11 protein-coding genes are annotated in these 16872 nt (G+C 71.8%); 1 reads left to right on the top strand and 10 read right to left on the bottom strand.

Annotated features, from left to right (window positions below; genetic code table 11):
- Nucleotides 1–55 precede the first annotated feature (55 nt).
- Together AQJ46_RS20065 and AQJ46_RS20060 are read right to left on the bottom strand one after the other, a co-directional pair.
- Nucleotides 56–1702 (bottom strand): purine-cytosine permease family protein, encoded by a 1647-nt coding sequence (locus AQJ46_RS20065; RefSeq protein ID WP_059206914.1) that lies wholly within the window; start codon nt 1700–1702, stop codon nt 56–58.
- A gap of 286 nt (nt 1703–1988) precedes the next feature.
- Nucleotides 1989–2333, bottom strand: a complete 345-nt coding sequence (locus AQJ46_RS20060) for a helix-turn-helix transcriptional regulator (protein WP_059206913.1) — start codon at nt 2331–2333, stop codon at nt 1989–1991.
- A 131-nt stretch (nt 2334–2464) separates the two neighbouring features.
- On the opposite strand from AQJ46_RS20060, the gene AQJ46_RS20055 reads away from it, so the two are divergent.
- A complete protein-coding gene (locus AQJ46_RS20055; protein WP_059206912.1) occupies nt 2465–3244 on the top strand; it encodes an ANTAR domain-containing protein in 780 nt (259 codons plus the stop codon).
- Nucleotides 3245–3340: 96 nt separating this feature from the next.
- Here AQJ46_RS20055 and meaB read toward each other — a convergent pair whose 3' ends face one another.
- The 8 genes from meaB to AQJ46_RS20015 all read right to left on the bottom strand — a co-directional run bounded on the left by meaB (nt 3341) and on the right by AQJ46_RS20015 (nt 16796).
- A complete protein-coding gene (meaB, locus tag AQJ46_RS20050) occupies nt 3341–4330 on the bottom strand; it encodes a methylmalonyl Co-A mutase-associated GTPase MeaB (RefSeq protein WP_059206911.1) in 990 nt (329 codons plus the stop codon).
- Entirely contained in the window at nt 4327–6501 is a 2175-nt protein-coding gene (scpA, locus tag AQJ46_RS20045) for a methylmalonyl-CoA mutase (protein WP_057617292.1), read from the bottom strand. Before scpA ends, meaB begins: the two co-directional genes overlap by 4 nt.
- On the bottom strand, nt 6501–8309 hold the full coding sequence (locus AQJ46_RS20040) for a methylmalonyl-CoA mutase subunit beta (RefSeq protein WP_059206910.1): 1809 nt from the start codon (nt 8307–8309) through the stop codon (nt 6501–6503). The genes scpA and AQJ46_RS20040 overlap by 1 nt, the downstream gene beginning before the upstream one ends.
- A gap of 9 nt (nt 8310–8318) precedes the next feature.
- Nucleotides 8319–11168: an ATP-binding protein gene (locus AQJ46_RS20035; RefSeq protein WP_063803828.1), complete on the bottom strand. Its 2850-nt coding sequence runs from the start codon at nt 11166–11168 to the stop codon at nt 8319–8321.
- 86 nt (nt 11169–11254) lie between these two features.
- Complete coding sequence (locus AQJ46_RS20030; protein ID WP_059206909.1) at nt 11255–13969, bottom strand: AAA family ATPase; 2715 nt, start codon at nt 13967–13969, stop codon at nt 11255–11257.
- A gap of 436 nt (nt 13970–14405) precedes the next feature.
- Nucleotides 14406–15227, bottom strand: coding sequence for an SDR family NAD(P)-dependent oxidoreductase (locus AQJ46_RS20025; RefSeq protein WP_059206908.1), 822 nt, complete (start codon nt 15225–15227; stop codon nt 14406–14408).
- The gene (locus AQJ46_RS20020; RefSeq protein WP_059206907.1) at nt 15224–16033 is read right to left on the bottom strand and encodes an alpha/beta hydrolase; all 810 of its coding nucleotides are present in this window, start codon (nt 16031–16033) and stop codon (nt 15224–15226) included. The genes AQJ46_RS20025 and AQJ46_RS20020 overlap by 4 nt, the downstream gene beginning before the upstream one ends.
- A gap of 196 nt (nt 16034–16229) precedes the next feature.
- On the bottom strand, nt 16230–16796 hold the full coding sequence (locus AQJ46_RS20015) for an ANTAR domain-containing protein (RefSeq protein ID WP_349239204.1): 567 nt from the start codon (nt 16794–16796) through the stop codon (nt 16230–16232).
- Nucleotides 16797–16872: the final 76 nt, after the last annotated feature.

The raw sequence follows: 16872 nt of genomic DNA, 5'->3' as shown, positions 1-16872 counted from the left end.
AGACCAAGGGGGCGGGCCCGGTACGCCCCCGGACGGGAGGGCGTACCGGGTGGTGTCAGACGGTGGCGGGCAGGACGTGGTCGCCGGTCTTGTCCGTGCTCAGGCACAGGGAGCAGACCACCGCGTCGTGGGTGGCGCAGGCGGCCAGGTCCGGGCGCTCGTAGGGCTGGTGGCAGACGTGGCAGTCGTAGGTGACCGCGCTGGGGTTGCCCTCCGCGTCGAGCAGGGGCTCGTCGATGCCGTCGTCGGCGCGGCGCAGGTAGTACTTGCCCTTGGTGACGATCGCCATCAGCGGGGTGAGGACGAAGGCGATGACGGCGGCGGCGACGGGGGAGTACGGCTGGAGGGTGTCGCCCAGGCCGTGGAAGTACATGGCGATGGACAGGGCGGACGCGGCCACGAAGGCCACCACCCCCACGGGGTTGACCGCGTAGAGCATGCCGCGGCGGAACTCGGGGGCGTGCGGGGAGAGTTTGAGCAGGTACTTGTTGATGCCGATGTCGGTGGCGACGGTGACGACCCAGGCGATCGCGCAGTTGGAGTAGAAGCCCAGGATGTCGTTGAGGAAGCTGAACATGTCGGCCTCCATCAGGACCAGCGCGAAGCCCAGGTTGACCAGGACGAAGACCATGCGGCCGGGGTAGTGCCGGGTGAGCCGGGTGAAGGAGTTGGTCCAGGCGAGCGACCCGGAGTAGGCGTTCGTCACGTTGATCTTGATCTGGCTGATCACGACGAGGGCCACGGCCAGCGGGAGCACCAGCCAGGACGGCATCATCGCGTCGAAGGCGCCCTTGAACTGCTGGATCGGCTCGGGCGCGACGTCCGGTCCGACCTTGGCCAGGATGTAGACGGCGAGGAAGACACCGATGGCCTGCTTGAGCGCGCCGAGCACCACCCAGCCGGGTCCGGCCATGACCACCGCGGTCCACCAAGTGCGCTTGTTCGCCTCGGTCTTGGGCGGCATGAAGCGCAGATAGTCGATCTGCTCACCGATCTGCGCGATGAGCGAGAGGCACACACCCGCGCCCAGCAGCACGGAGGCGGTGTTGACCCCGCCGTCGCCGTCGGTGCCCGCGTAGGCGAGGAAGCGGTCGACGGTGCCCGGGTCGGTGGAGACGAGGTAGACGAGCGGGCCGACCATCAGCAGCAGCCAGACCGGGGTCGTCCAGACCTGGAGTTTGCTGAGCGCCTTCATGCCGTAGATGACCAGCGGGATCACCATCAGCGTGGAGACCAGGTAGCCCAGCCACAAGGGCAGTCCGAGGCCGAGCTTGAGGCCCTGGGCCATGATCGAGCCTTCGAGGGCGAAGAAGATGAAGGTGAAGCTGGCGAAGATGACGCTGGTGAGCACCGAGCCGTAGTAGCCGAAGCCGGAGCCGCGGGTGATCAGGTCGAGGTCGATGTTGTAGCGGGCGCCGTAGTAGGCGAGGGGGAAACCGGTGACGAAGATGACGACGGCGGCGACCGCGATGGCCACGAGCGCGTTGCCGGTGCCGTGGGCCAGGCCGATGCCGGCGCCGATGGAGAAGTCGGCCATGTAGGCGATGCCGCCGAGTGCCGTGGTGGCCACGACCATGGGGGTCCAGCGGCGGTAGCTGCGGGGCGCGAACCGGAGGGTGTAGTCCTCCAGGGTCTCCTTGACTGCCTGATCGGCGGATTTCGACGGGTCTGCCGTTGCCGGCCGTGACTCTGTGGTGCTCATGTCACGCCTCCCGGTGCTGCTCGTGCGGGCGGTGGGGGATGCGTGGGAGCCCCGCCTTGGCGTCGTCGGCAGGCCGGGAGGTCGACGGGCCGTCGTGAGCGGTTCATGACCCTGTATACGACTCGGATCCCACGGCCTGTCACGCTAGAAAGCGGTTGTTACCGAAGGGCCTGGTTGTCATGAACGCGGCGTTTCCGGAATCTCACCCGTGCTGATCGCGGTCGCGCCGGGACGTGTTCCCGCTGTACGGGTCACCTGCCGGGGCGGGTGGGGCCCGCGTGTCGTGTCAGGCCGGAGAGTGCCGCCGGCTCTCGGGGAACGGGCTGCGGTCCACCTCGTCCTGGACGAGCAGGGAGAGCAGTGACGCCACCGTCAGCCCGGCCTCGGCGGGATGGCGCAGCACCTTGCCGGGCTCGATGCGATAGGTGTTGGTGCGACCCTCCCGTACGTGCGAGAGGTATCCGTCCTGCTCCAGATCGGAAATGATCTTCTGGACGGCGCGTTCGGTGAGGCGGCAGTGCGCCGCGATGTCGCGGATCCGGGCGCTGTGATTGTCGGCGATCACGGCCAGCACGCGTGCGTGGTTGGTGACGAACGTCCATCCGGTGTGAGATTCGGGCACTCCATCCATGGCAGCAGTCTAGCGACCCTATGTTCACGCATTCAAAAACCTGAACTTAATTTCATGTATTGGTTGACGTGCGTGGGTGGGGGGAGGGAATCTGAGAGGCGGAGGCAGCCGAGCACATGAGGGAGAGGGCCATGCCGGAACCTGCGCACTCGGCGCAGCGCCTCACCGCGCTGGACGCGCGTCCGCCGTGTCTGGCCACGATCGAGGCCGTGGTGGCCGGGGAACGGGCGGACGTCACCTGCCGCGGTGAGTTCGACATCGGAGCCCAGGCGCTCCAGTCCGAGCTGTACGCCGTCCTGGACCGTTCGGCCACCGGGGTGGACCTGGATCTGGACGGAGTCGTGTTCTGCGACTGCGGCGGCCTCAACCTCCTGCTGGACCTGCGCCGGGAGGCCCTCGCCCAGGGCAAGACGGTCACCGTCCAGCAGTACAGCCCGTCCGTCGGACGCCTTCTCGACCTGACAGGTGCCCGGGAGCTGTTCGTGACCGAGGACTCCGGAAACTCCGACGCCCCGGCGGCCGAGCACGCGCCCGTCCCCGAGGAGCGGTCCCGGCCCACGGAGGTCGACCAGGATCTGCGCCTGGAGGTCGACCAGCTGCGCCGGGCGATGCGGACCCGGCCGACCATCGACGTGGCCCGCGGGATCGTCATGGCCACCTTCGGGCTGAGCGCCGAGGACGCCTGGACGGTGCTCGTCGCCGTCTCCCAGAACACCAACACCAAGCTGCACCACCTCGCACAGGACCTGATGGGCGCCGTCCACGGCGACCAGGTGCCGAAGGAGCTGCGGCAGCAGATGGCGGGGGCCGTTGCCAAGGTGCGGGAGGCCTCGGCGATCCCGTCCGACGACGTGGCGGTGGGGGAGGCGGAGCCGGAGTCCCAGGGCTCTCCGCCCCGACCGGCCGCGTGAGTCCCGCCTGCCCCGGCCCGACCGACTTGACCGCTCGCTCCTGGCCCCGTCAAGCGGGAGCCCCCGCAACCCGTCGGCGATCGCCCGGCCGGCCACCTACCTGCGCTCGGTGTCCTGACCGAACGCCTCGAGGATCCGCTCGGCGGCCAGCGTCGCCGTCAACTGCCCGTCCCTGACCTGCTGTTCGAGGTCCGGGGCGAGGGACCGTACAGCCGGGTCGGCGTGCAGGCGGCCGAGGAGTTCGTCCCGCACCATCGCCCAGGCCCAGCCGACCTGCTGGTCCCGCCGCTTGGCGGTGAGCCGCCCGGTGGAGTCGAGGAGCGTCCGGTGCTGCTCGAGCCGCTCCCACACCACGTCCAGGCCGGTCGACTCGCGGGCACTGCAACTCAGCACCGGGGGAGTCCAGAAGGCGTCCTTGCCGTGCATGAGCCGCAGTGCGCCCGCCAGTTCACGTGCGGCCGAGCGGGCGTCGCGCTCGTGCGGGCCGTCCGCCTTGTTGACCGCGATCACGTCGGCGAGTTCCAGGACGCCCTTCTTGATGCCCTGGAGCTGGTCGCCGGTGCGGGCCAGGCTCAGCAGCAGGAAGGAGTCGACCATGTCGGCGACCGCGGTCTCCGACTGCCCGACGCCGACGGTCTCGACCAGGATCACGTCGTAGCCGGCGGCCTCCATCACGACCATCGACTCGCGGGTCGCCTTCGCCACTCCGCCGAGCGTGCCCGCGCTGGGGGAGGGCCTTACGAAGGCCGCCGGGTCGACGGCCAGGCGCTCCATCCGGGTCTTGTCGCCGAGGATCGAGCCGCCGGTACGGCTGGAGGAGGGGTCCACCGCGAGCACCGCCACCCGATGCCCGAGCGAGGTCAGCATCGTGCCGAACGCGTCGATGAACGTCGACTTGCCCACGCCCGGCACCCCGCTCACCCCGATCCGCCGCGCCCGGCCGCTGTGCGGGAGCAGCTCGGTGAGCAACTCCTGTGCCTGCGAACGGTGTCGGGGGTGGGTGGACTCGACGAGGGTGATGGCGCGGGCCACGATCGCCCGCTTCCCGTCGAGCACTCCCTTCACATAGGCGTCGAGATCGATCACTGCCCGTGCCCGAGGTCGGCCGACAGACGCTCGACCAGGTCGTACGCCGCGTCCGGGATCACCGTCCCCGGCGGGAACACGGCCGCCGCGCCCATCTCCAGGAGGGTCGGCACGTCCTGCGGCGGAATGACCCCGCCCACCACGATCATGATGTCCTCCCGGCCCTCCTCGGCGAGCGCCTCGCGCAGTGCCGGTACGAGGGTGAGGTGCCCCGCGGCCAGCGACGAGACGCCGACGATGTGCACGTCCGCCTCCACGGCCTGCCGGGCCACCTCGCCAGGGGTCTGGAACAGCGGGCCGACGTCGACGTCGAAGCCGAGGTCGGCGAAGGCGGTGGCGATCACCTTCTGGCCGCGGTCGTGGCCGTCCTGGCCCATCTTGGCGACCAGGATGCGCGGACGGCGGCCCTCGGCCTCGTCGAAGGCGTCCACCAGCGCGCGGGTCCTGTCCACGGACGGGGACTCCCCTGCTTCGTTGCGGTACACGCCGGAGATCGTACGGATCTGGCTCGCGTGCCGGCCGTACACCTTCTCCAGGGCGTCGGAGATCTCGCCGACGGTGGCCTTCGCGCGGGCCGCGTGCACGGCCAGCTCCAGCAGGTTGCCGTCGCCGTCGGCGGCCCGGGTCAGTGCGTCCAGCGCGTCCCGGCACGCGGTCTCGTCCCGCTCGGCGCGCAGCCGCCGCAGCTTCTCGATCTGCTGGGTCCGCACCGAGGAGTTGTCGACCTTGAGGACGTCGATCGCCTCGTCCGTCTCGACCCGGTACTTGTTGACGCCGATCACCGGCTGGCGCCCGGAGTCGATACGGGCCTGGGTGCGGGCCGCGGCCTCCTCGATACGCAGCTTGGGGATGCCGGCGTCGATCGCCTTGGCCATGCCGCCCGCCGCCTCCACCTCCTGGATGTGCTGCCAGGCCTTGCGGGCGAGGTCGTACGTCAGCCTCTCCACGTACGCGCTGCCGCCCCACGGGTCGATGACCCGGGTGGTGCCGGACTCCTGCTGGATCAGCAGCTGGGTGTTGCGGGCGATGCGTGCGGAGAAGTCGGTGGGCAGCGCCAGTGCCTCGTCGAGGGCGTTGGTGTGCAGCGACTGGGTGTGGCCCTGCGTCGCCGCCATCGCCTCGACACACGTGCGCGTCACGTTGTTGAACACGTCCTGCGCGGTCAGCGACCAGCCGGAGGTCTGTGAATGGGTGCGCAGGGAAAGGGACTTGGGGTTCTGCGGGTCGAACTGCCGGACCAGCTTGGCCCACAGCAGGCGGGCCGCGCGCAGCTTGGCGATCTCCATGAAGAAGTTCATGCCGATCGCCCAGAAGAAGGACAGCCGGGGCGCGAACGCGTCCACGTCCAGGCCGACTTCACGGCCCGCCCGGAGGTACTCCACGCCGTCCGCGAGGGTGTACGCCAGCTCCAGGTCGGCCGTCGCACCCGCCTCCTGGATGTGATACCCGGAGATGGAGATGGAGTTGTAGCGGGGCATCCGCTGCGAGGTGTAGGCGAAGATGTCGGAGATGATCCGCATCGACGGCTTCGGCGGATAGATGTAGGTGTTGCGGACCATGAACTCCTTGAGGATGTCGTTCTGGATGGTCCCGGCCAGCTTCTCGGGCGGTACGCCCTGTTCCTCCGCGGCGACGATGTACAGCGCCAGCACCGGCAGCACGGCGCCGTTCATCGTCATCGACACGGACATCTTGTCCAGCGGGATGCCGTCGAAGAGCTGCCGCATGTCGAGGATCGAGTCGATGGCGACACCCGCCATGCCGACGTCACCGGTCACGCGCGGGTGGTCGCTGTCGTAACCGCGGTGCGTGGGCAGGTCGAAGGCGACCGACAGGCCCTTCTGGCCGGCCGCGAGGTTGCGCCGGTAGAAGGCGTTGGACTCCTCGGCGGTGGAGAAGCCCGCGTACTGGCGGATCGTCCAGGGCTGGTTGACGTACATCGTCGGATACGGCCCGCGCAGATACGGGGCCACACCCGGGTACGTCTCCAGGAAGTCCAGCCCCTCCAGGTCGGCGCCGGTGTAGAGCGGCTTGACCTCGATGCCCTCCGGTGTCTCCCAGACCGGCTCGGCGCCCTCGGTGGCGTTCTTGACGGCCGTACGCCACTCGTCGGCGCCGCCGGCGGTGGTCGGGGTCCCCAGCTCGATGCCGGTGAAGTCGGGGATTCCCATCAGGACACTCCCATGCGGTCGAGGGTGGCGGTGAGCACGGCGACGGCGTCGCAGCCCGCGAAGACGTAGGAGTCCACGCCGGAGTACTGCCCGGGCCGCCCGGCGAGGAACACGTGCCGCGCGCCTTCCGCCTTCAGGGTCCCTGCGGCGTCCTCGGCCCGTTCCTCGTACAGCGCGTCGCTGGAGCACAGGCAGACCTCGGTGGCGCCGCTCGCCTCGAAGGTGCCCTCGGTGACGGGCTCGATGCCGCCGGCCTGGAAGAGGTTGGCGGCGAAGGTCGTACGGGCGGTGTGGGCGGCGGCGGGGCCGATCGCGGCCAGGTAGACCCGCGGCCGGGACCCGGTCGCCGCGAGGTGGGCGTCGGAGCGGGCGCGCAGTTCCTCGTACGCCTCGTCGCGCCGGACGCGCGGCAGCCCGCCCGCAGGCTGCTCGGGGGCGGGGTCCCGCACGACCGGCTTCTCGGACAGGAACGGGAACTCGCTGACGCCCGTGACGGGTTCGCGGCGCGTCGCGAGCTTCTTGGAGCGCTGCGCCCATGTCGTCGCCAGGTCCGTGCGCAGGCGGCCGGAGCGCAGGACGGCCGCCTGGCCGCCGTCGCGCTCGATCGTCCGGAAGAACCGCCAGGCGGCCTCGGCGAGTTCGTCGGTGAGCCGCTCCACGTACCAGGAGCCGCCCGCCGGGTCGGTCACCCGGGACAGATGCGACTCCTCGACCAGGATCGTCGAGGTGTTGCGGGCGATCCGCCGGGCGAACGCGTCCGGCAGACCGAGCGCGTGGTCGAAGGGCAGCACGGTGACGGCGTCGGCCCCGCCGACCCCGGCGGCCAGGGTGGCGATCGTCGCGCGCAGCATGTTCACCCACGGGTCGCGGCGGGTCATCATCACCGGCGAGACCACGGCGTGCTGCGCCTGAGCACCTGCACCGGGCGCCCCGCACACCTCGGCGACCCGCGCCCACAGCCGGCGCGCGGCCCGCAGCTTGGCGATCGTCAGGAACTGGTCGGCCGTCGCCGCGTACCGGAACTCCAGCTGGGCGCAGGCCTGTTCCACACTCAGTCCGGCCTCGGTCAGCTCACGCAGATAGGCGACCCCGGTGGCGATCGAGGCGCCCAGCTCCTGCGCGGCCGAGCCGCCGGCCTCGTGGTAGGCAAGCGCGTCCACGGTCAGCGCCCGCAGCCCGGGATACTCCTCGGCGCACCGGCGGGCGAGCGGGACGACCGGCGCGAAGTCCGGGGCCTCGCCCGTACGCGCCTGGTGGCCCAGCGGGTCGGCGCCGAGACTGCCGCGCGCGGCCGTGCCGTCGATGCCGCGCTCGTCGTAGAGCCGCAGCAACTCCTGTGCGGCGGAGGCGAATTGGCCACCCGCGTCCAGGGCGACCGGCGCGAGGTCGAGGTAGACGCCGTCGAGGACCTTGCCGAGCGAGGCGACCGGGACGCCGCCCTCGCCCGCGACCAGCCACAGCGAGGTGACGCCGTTCTCCAGATCCGTGAGCACCGCGGTGTTGTCGGCGACCGCGTGCCGCTGCCGTACGTCCCAGCCGCCGGTGGTGTTCCCCTCGGCGCGGGCGCCGCGCACGAAGGGTGCGAAGCCGGGGAAGCCGGGGTCGGGTGCGGCATCGTGCGCGGTGTACAGGGGGCGGGTGCGCAGCCCGTCCTCGAGCGCGGTGGACAGGGCGTCCTCAGCTGCCGTGCCGGAGACTTCCTTGCCCGACTTGCGCAGGACACCCGCCACCAGGCCGTGCCACTGTTCAAGGTTCGCGTCAGGGAACTCGGCGGCCAGCGAGAGCCCGTCGTCAGGCAGGACCGTCATGCTCGGATGCTAGGCCAGACCCCCAAAGGAGCAGGAGGGGGAACGGCTGTGACCTTGCCCGCAACGAGAATGTGACCCCGGTCTCGCGGGCTCCGGTGCGCCGATCGCGGGGGGTATCTGCTTGCGAGAGGTGACGCCGAGCTTGCGGAACACCTTGTTCATATGGAACTCCACGGTCGACGTGGTCACGAACAACCGGGTCGCGATCTCCGCGTTCGTCAGCCCCGAAACGGCCATGGAGGCCACCTGCCGTTCCCGGGGCGTGAGATCGAACCTGGTCGCCTCCGTCCGCCTGCGGGCCGTCTCGCCGGTGGCCAGCAACTCGATCCGGGCCCGTTCGGCGTACGGCAGCGCGCCGAAGGCGTCGAAGCTCTCGTACGCGGCACGCAGCTGTGTCCTGGCATCGGAACGCCGCTTGCCCCGCCGCAGCCACTCACCGAACAGCAGCCGGGCCCGGGCCCGCTCCAGCGCCACCGGAGCCTGGCCCAGCAGTTCCACCGACTCCTCGTAGAACTTCTCGGCTTCGTCGCCGTCGGCTGTCAGTGCCCGGCCGAGGGCCAGGGTGCCCAGTGCCCACGGCGTACCGGCGAGCGGGGCGCGTTCCTCCAGCCGGGCCATGGCCTCGTCGGCACCGGCTCGGTCGCCGGTGCGCACAGCGGCCTCCACGAGCAGCGGGAGAACGAGACTGCCGCAGGCCAAGGGGTCGTCCTCGAAGACCGCCCGCGCGTGCTCCAGCGCCTGCCGGTAGCGGCCCCGGCCCAGCTCGAACAGGGTCAGAGCGTGCTGTGCCAGGAGCTGGAGCAGGCCGTGGCCGATGCCCCTCATCTCCGTCGTCCGGCGCACCGCCGCCCGCAACTCCGCCTCCGTGCCGGTCAGCGCGAAGAGGTGGAGCCGGTTGATGTCTCCGCCGCCGCGGAAGCCGGTGTCGGCCGCTATGTCCTCGAACTCGGCGTAGCGGACCTCCGCCTCCGCGAACCGTCCGTCCCACAGGTCGCAGCGCGCCTCGACGAGCAGCGTCATGCCCAGCGCGTACAGCGCGCCGGCGTCGCGGTCCGCCGCCGCCAGGCGGCCGGTGATGTCGCGCTCGGCCTGGACGTCCCACAGATCGTCGCAGGCCATGGAGAGCATCACCGCGAACGGGCTGGTCGCGTCCCCGATCTCGCCGGCGTTCCGCAGCCTGGCGAGGGCGGTGCGCAGCACGGGCGCGCCGTCTCCGTAGCCCCCGGCCACGCGCCGGGCCAGACCCTCCATCAGCAGGTCGCGGCCGTGCGCGACGGTGTCCGAACGATGCCGGGCGGCGGCAACGGCCACCGCGACCTCGGTCAACGACGTGCCCTGGGTACAGCCATGGGCGACCAGCGCGGCGTGCAGCGCCTCGCAGAGCAGCTCCCAGGTCAGCCGCGGGTCCTGCGGACCGAGCCCGGCCACCGCGTCCATCAGCATCGCGGGGACATCGGCGACGACGATCCCGAACATCTGTGCGGTCGCCCGTATCCGCAGCTCGCGCGTGCGCATCACCGGGCCACGGATGTCGGCGCGGTCCAGCGCGGTCCGTGCCGCCGACGCGTCGCCCGAGACCAGATGGGCCTGCGCCGCGCCGAGCAGCCGCTCGGCCCGTTTGTCCGGGTCACCCGTGAAGTCGGCGGCACGCGACAGGAACAGCGCCTGCTGGGAGTGACCGCCGCGGGAGCGGGCTCGCTCGGAGGCGGCCTCCAGATCGTCGGCGACCTCGTCGTCCACGCCCCCGCGGGTGGCTTCGGCCCGGTGCCAGGCACGGCGGTCGGTGTCCCGTACGGCGTCGCAGGCGGCGGCCAGTGCCGCATGGGTCCGGCGGCGCTCGGCGGGTTCGGCTGCGGCGTACACCGTGGAACGGATCAGAGGATGGCGGAAGGCCATCGGCATGCCCCGGCCGACAATGCCCGCGAGGACCGCCGGCTCGACGGCGCGGGCCGACAGGCCCAGCCTCCCGGCCGCCCGCCACATCATCCCCGTGTCTCCCGCGGGAGCCGCCGCGAGCAGCAGCAACAGGGCTTCGGTCTCCGGCGGCAGGGCTCGGACGAGGCGCTGGAAATGGTCCTTCAGCAGGCGGCCCACCGGCAGTGGATCGGGCAGCGGGGCGATACCGGACAGCTGCTCGGCAGCGAGGGCGTCGGTCAGTTCCAGCAGGGCGAGCGGATTGCCGCCGGTGCCGGCGACGATCCGGTCGGCCACGGCCGGGTCCACCCGACGGGTGCCGAAGGAGAGCAGGACCCTGGCCTCGGACTCGGGCAGACCGGTCACGGCGTGCGCGTCCAGCGCGTCGAACAGGCCCGCGCCACCGAGCGCATCGCGGACGGCGATGATCAGGCCCAGGGAGTCGGCATGCAGCCGGCGAGCGGCGAACGCGAGCACCTCGGCCGACTCCCGGTCCAGCCACTGCGCGTCGTCCACCAGGAGGAGCAGGGGCTGATCGGCGGCGACCTCGGACAACAGGGTCAGCGTCGCAAGCCCGACCAGGTAGCGGTCCGCGGACGACCCCTTCGCCAGGCCCAGAGCCGCGTTCAGTGCGGCCCCCTGCGGCTCGGGCAGCCGGGCCGCCCTGTTCAGGAACGGCCGCAGCAGCCGGTGCAGCGCGCCGAAGCCGAGACCGGTCTCCTGCTCGACCGCGGTCAGCCGGACCACGCGCAGTTCCTCGGCCCGGGCCGCGGCGTGATCCAGCAGCCGGGTCTTGCCGATTCCGGGTTCGCCGGTCAGGACCAGGGCTCCGCTCAGACCGTCGCGTACGGCGTCGAGGAGCCGTCCTATGGCCTCCCGTTCCGCGTGTCGGCCGACCAGGGCCGGGGACCGCCCGGATGCCTGCCGGACGCCGTTCCACACCATGGGACCGCTCCCCCCACTCGTCGACACCCTGTGAGGGGAACGCTAGGAGCGCCGTGCGGTCGGCAGCGAGCGTCATGTGACGGTGGTCAGGACAGGGCGCTGACGACCGACCGCAGCTCGGCACGCGAGACCACGCCCAGCTTGGGGAAGATCCGGTGCAGATGCGAGCTGACGGTGCGGTGCGACAGGTACAGCCGCTGGCCTATCTCGCGGTTGGTCAGCCCGTCGGCGGCGAGCTGGACGATCTGCAACTCGTGGGCGGTCAGCTGGTCCCGGGCGTCCGGGGCCCGGCGGCGGCTGGTCTCACCCGCGGCCCGCAGTTCCCGGCGGGCCTTCTCCCCCCAGGGGATCGCGCCGAGCGCGTCGAACATGTCGCGGGCCGCCCGGAGGTGGTCGCGGGACTCGACACTGCGCCGGCGGCGCCGCAGCCACTCGCCATAGGCCAGGTGGGTCCGGGCCCTGATCAGGGGCCACGCGCTGAGATCGGCGCCCAACGCGGCCGTGAAGAGCGGGTCGGCGTCCTCGTCGGCGGCCAGCAGGGCCCGGGCCAGACGCAGGTCGGCGTGCAGCACCGGCGCGGGGGTCACCTCGGCGACCTCTTCCAGCTCCGTCACGAACGGGAGCACGGCTGCCGGCCGCCCGCAGTGCGTCGCCGCGTCCACGAGGTCGCCCACGGTCGTCAGCCGCAGGGCGACCTGGAAGGCGGGGTCCGCCGGATCGTGGAGCCGGCGGAAATGACCGAAGGCCTCCTCGAAGCGCCCGGTGCCCAACGCGGCCAGCCCGCGCGCCGTCGTCGCGGTGGCCAGCACCGGACGCGCCCCGGCCGGAAGCCCGATCCCCTCCGCCTCCTCGGCCAGCCGCAGGGCGGAGTCCACCTCACCGCGCAGCGCGGCCAGCTTGGCCGCGGTGGCGGTCATCAACGCGTACATCATGGTCTGGCTGGTCTCGCGCGCCAGCCGTCGTGATTCCTCGGTCGCGGCGATCGCCGCACCGAGGTCGCCCACCACCAGGGCGCTCCACGCGTCCGCACCGACCGTACGGGCCAGGAGTCCCAGCCGTCCCTGGACACGCAGCGGCGCACCGCCCGCCGTCGAGAACACCCGGGCCAGGTCGTAGCCGCCGACCAGCAGCGAGGCGGTGCTGAGCATGCGGTAGGCGCGGCCGTCGTCACCCTCTTTCAGCGCGACGTGCCGGGCACGGTCCAGGACGAAGGCGCCGCGATCGACCGGCGCGGCGTAGGCACTGATGGCCAGCCGCCACGGATCGAGTTCGTCCAGCTCCATCCGCTCCACGGCCTGAAGGACCCCACGGCGTCCCTCCGCCCCCGGTTCGGACCAGAAGCACAGTTGCGCGGCGCTCCACAGGATCCGCAGCGCCAGCGGGCGGTCCTCCGCGGCCATCTCCTCGGCGAGGGCCGTCAGGGAGACGGCGCCGGACGAGTGGCCGTGCAGTCCCTCGTCGAAGCTACCGCGAAGCCAGACGACCGTGGCGTGCTGCCGCCGCGACAGCGGGCCGGTGAGCGCCTGGTCCAGCAGCCGGGTCACCGTCTCGGGCCGGCCGAGCTCGACGGCGAAGTCGGCCGCCCGCAACAGCCGTTCCGCTCGGTGGCCGACGTCCTCGCTGAGGGCGGCGGCCTGTTCGAGGGCCGTGACGGCCGCCGCGATGCCGCCACGGCGCGCCGCCCGGTGAGCGGCGTCCTCCAACGCGGCGGCAACCGCCTCCGCAGGACTGTCGGCCGCGGCGGCCCGGTGACGCAGCTGTCGGTCCGGCTCTTGATCGAGTACGGCGGAGAGGGCGGCGTGCGCGGCGCGGCGGACGCCGCCGGGCATGGTCTGCTGGATCGCCGACCGCATCAGCGGATGCCCGAAGCGCAGCTCGGTGCCGACGACGTGGACGAGCCGGGCACGCACGGCCGGGTCGAGCTCCGCGGCCGAGACCGTCGCGCCGGTCAGCTGCCGGGTCGCGGTGTAGATCTCGGGAAGCGAGGGACTGTCGTCGAGAGCCGCGATTCGCAGCAGGGCCCGGGTGATGTCCGGCAGGGTCTCCAGGCGGTCGGTGAAGGCCCGCTCGAGCCGCTCGGTTAGGGGCAGTTGGGAGACGTGCGGATCGGCCGACGCGCCGAGGGTGCGCGACAGCTCCGTCAGGGCCAAGGGGTTCCCGGCCGCCTCGGCCAGCAGTCGGCGGTGCGCCGTCGGACGCAGGTCCGGAGCGTGGTCCGCCAGGAGTTCCGCGGCCTGGCCGTCGGTGAGCGGGGCCAGGGTCACGGAGGTGAGTTCGTCGGGGCCCAGCCGGGACCGGTAGCCGTCGCGGGCGGCTCCCACCATGACCACCGGCTCCGTGCCGATCCTGCGCGCCACGAAGGCCAGGACGCCGGCGGTGGCGTCGTCGAGCCACTGGACGTCGTCGGCCAGGACCAGCACCGGAGCGGCCGCGGCAGCGTCGGCGAGGAGGTTGAGAACCGCCAGACCGACCAGGAAGACGTCCGGGACAGCGGTCTCGGCGTGCCCCAGGGCGGTGTCCAGGGCCTGCCGGTGCGGCGCGGCGAGCTCGGCGGCTCCCGCGGCCAACGGGCGGAGAACGAGTTGCAGACCGGCGTAGGGGATGTCGCTCTCGGCCTCGACGCCGCTGGTGCGCAGAATCCGGTAGCCGAGCCCCTCGGCGAGAGCGGCCGTCTCGGCGAGCAACGCCGTCTTCCCGATTCCGGGCGCCCCACGGACCAGCAGCGAGCTCCCGTGGCTCCGCGGATCGGCGAGCAATCGGCGCAACAGATCCAGCTGGTCGCCCCGGCCGATGAGCTCCACGTTCCCCCCATCAGCCGGTCCCCGGACTCGGTCTGTCTGGAAGGTCAGAGTACTGCCCCGAAAAAGGCGGTGTCCGTACGGCGCTTCGGAACCGCCCCTGGGCGCGGTCGGCCAGAAGCCCGGCGGCTGCCCACAACGGCACGTCCGCGTCGGCCTGTTGCAGCGGCGGTCCGCCGACCGACGCGCCGGCGGGCCGGGGCGGCCGGCTGTGCCAAGGAGGCCACCCGGTGACGCCGGAGGGCTGCCGGCATTCGGGTCGCCCGCACGGCAGAGTTGAGGCATCCGGCGTCCTCGCACCCCCTTCTCCGTCACGAAGTCGGTGGCGGGCCCGGTCGTCCGCGCTTGAACGCGTCGGTCGAGGCGATCACCGCGCCCAGGTCGCCGGCCTCCGCACGGTCCGTGCGGAGGCCGGGCCCGGTGTCAGGGAAGGAGTCCGTCAGAGGGCGTCGATCATGCCGCCGTCGATCAGGAAGTCCGCGCCGGTGATGTTCCCCGAGCGCCGGCTCGCCAGGTAGAGCACGAGGTCGGCGACCTCGGCCGGGGTGCTGAAGCGCCCGGTGGCCGCCGCCCCGGCGGCGTTGCGGGCGACCTCGCCCGGATCGACGCCCAGCGACTGCCCGACGGTGTCGGCGACACCGCCCGCGCCCTTCCACAGCGCGGTCTCGACCGGCCCGGGACTCACCGTGTTGACGCGGACGCCGTCCGGCCCGACCTGCTTGGACAGGGCCTTGCAGAAGTTCGTCAGCGCTGCTTTGGCGGCGCTGTAGTCGATGACCAGCGGATCGGGCAGTCGGGCGTTGACCGAGGAGACGGTGACGATCCGCCCGTCGCCGCTCGCGATCAGGTGAGGCAGCGCGGCACGGGTGGCCCGCACGGCGGCCATGAAGTTGATCGTGAAGGACCAGTCCCAGTCGGCGTCGGACACGGCCTGGAAACCGTCCACGCGCGGACGCACCGCGCCGACGTTGTTCACCAGCACGTCGACGCCGCCGTACCCGGCGACCGCCTCCGCCACCAGCGCGGCCGGGGCGCCGGGCTCGGTCAGGTCCAGTTCCACGACGGTGAGTTCGGCGCCGCCCTTGACCAGGGCGTCGAGGGCATCGGTACGTCGTCTCGAACCCGCGACGACGCGGGCGCCGGCGCCGAGAAGTGCCTCGACGATCGCCAGACCGATCCCGCGCCCGGCCCCGGTGACCACGGCACTCCGCCCGGTCAGACCGAGGTCGAAGGCGGCGGGCCCGAAGGTGCTCGACGTCATCGCGCGTTCCCCAGGTTCTGCCGGCCCAGCCAGGCCAGGACCGTCTCGGCGACCTCGCGCCAGCCACTGTCGATGGTCAGGGAGTGCCCGCGGTCGGGGAAGCCGACGATGTCGGTGACGGCGTCGGAGTGCCGGTACTGCTTGAGGGTCGCGCGGGTGACGGTCTCGGGAACGGTGTGGTCCTTGCCGCCCGAGATCAGCAGCAGCGGGCCCCGTCCGTCGTTCCCGGTGGCGACCTTCGCCGCGGAGTGCGGGTTGAAGTTGGCGGAGGCCGCTTCGTAGAGCGGCTTGCCGGGGGCGGGGATGGTCCAGCGTTCGTACAGCGCCGCGGACTCCTCCTCGGAGACCGCGTTGCCGAAGGCGAAGCGGAACTGCTCAGCGGTCAGGGACACCGCGCGGCGCTTGTTCGCGGGGTTCCTGAACACCGGGAGAGTGGCCCTGAGCGCCGACAGCGGCAGCGGCAGGACGCCCTTGATCTGCGCGGCGTCGATCGCTACGGCCGCGGCGGCGCGGTCCTGACCGAGCAGCTTCTGCGCGATCATGCCGCCGAAGGAGTGACCGATCAGCACGGGCGGCACCGGCAACTCGGCGATCAGTGCCGCATAGTGCTCCACGACATCGTCGATGCCGTGGTCGGCGATGCTCTCCGGGTTCGCCCGGGCCTCGGCGACGCTGTCGGGGTCGCCCGGCCAGCCCGGGGCGGACGGGTCGTAGCCCTCCTTGCGGAACAGGTCGATCCACGGCTGCCAGGAGGCGCTGTGCAGCCACAGCCCGTGGATGAAGCAGACGGGGATCGGCATGGTCATGTCTCGGTCCTCCTGGGTGGCGACGTGCCGTTCCGGCAGTGACTCACACAACCCGAGTTCCGGCGCGCTCGAACCGGGGTGACACCCCAGTCCTCCACGGCCGGACGCCGAGCGGCCCCAGGTTTGCCCTCGTCCAGTTCCACACCGCCGCGCACGCCGCTGCACGGTCAACCGCGGCGGTCGACACGGGTGCGCGTCACGTCCGGGGCTTTGCCTCGGCGACGGCGGCCGGATGCATGTCGCGGTTGACCAGAGCTTGGACGGTCTCGCTGAGGCGGATTCGCCGCTGCCGCGCGTAGGCGGTGAGCAGGTGCGAGGCTTCGGTGATGGTGGTGTCCGCGTACTGGGCGATCATGCCCTTGGCGATCTCCATGGTGGCCTTGGAGGCGATGACGCTCTGCACGCGGGTGATGACGTCGTCGGCCCGGGCGGGCTCGGTGGACCAGTGCATCAGGGCCAGCGCCGCGGAGTCCGCGAGGGCCTGCGCCAGGTGGACGTCGTCGTCGCTCAGGCGGCCGGGGTGTCGCCGTAGCAGCGTGAGTGCTCCCAGCGGTCGCTCCTGCAGCCGCATCGGGATCGCCTGCAGGCAGTCGTAGCCGCGGGCGGTCGTACGGCAACTTGGCGAAGACCTCGTCGTCCGCCGCGGCCCATAACCCCTCAGCGTGCTCAATGGACAGCGGTTCCAGGCGAATGCGTGGACCAGACAGGGCGAACGGGCGCTGAGGAAACACCCCGTAAGTCTGCCAACTGCCGAGCCCTGCACCAGGTGCCTACCACCCGAGACACCTGACTTCCGGCCCTTCTTAGGGCCAAATGAGACGACGTCTCAGGTGGACCGT

This window comes from Streptomyces canus (genome assembly GCF_001514145.1).
Classification (GTDB): Bacteria; Actinomycetota; Actinomycetes; order Streptomycetales; family Streptomycetaceae; genus Streptomyces; species Streptomyces canus.
Note: the sequence above shows the minus strand (reverse complement) of the source record. Positions and strands in the feature narration are given on the sequence as shown.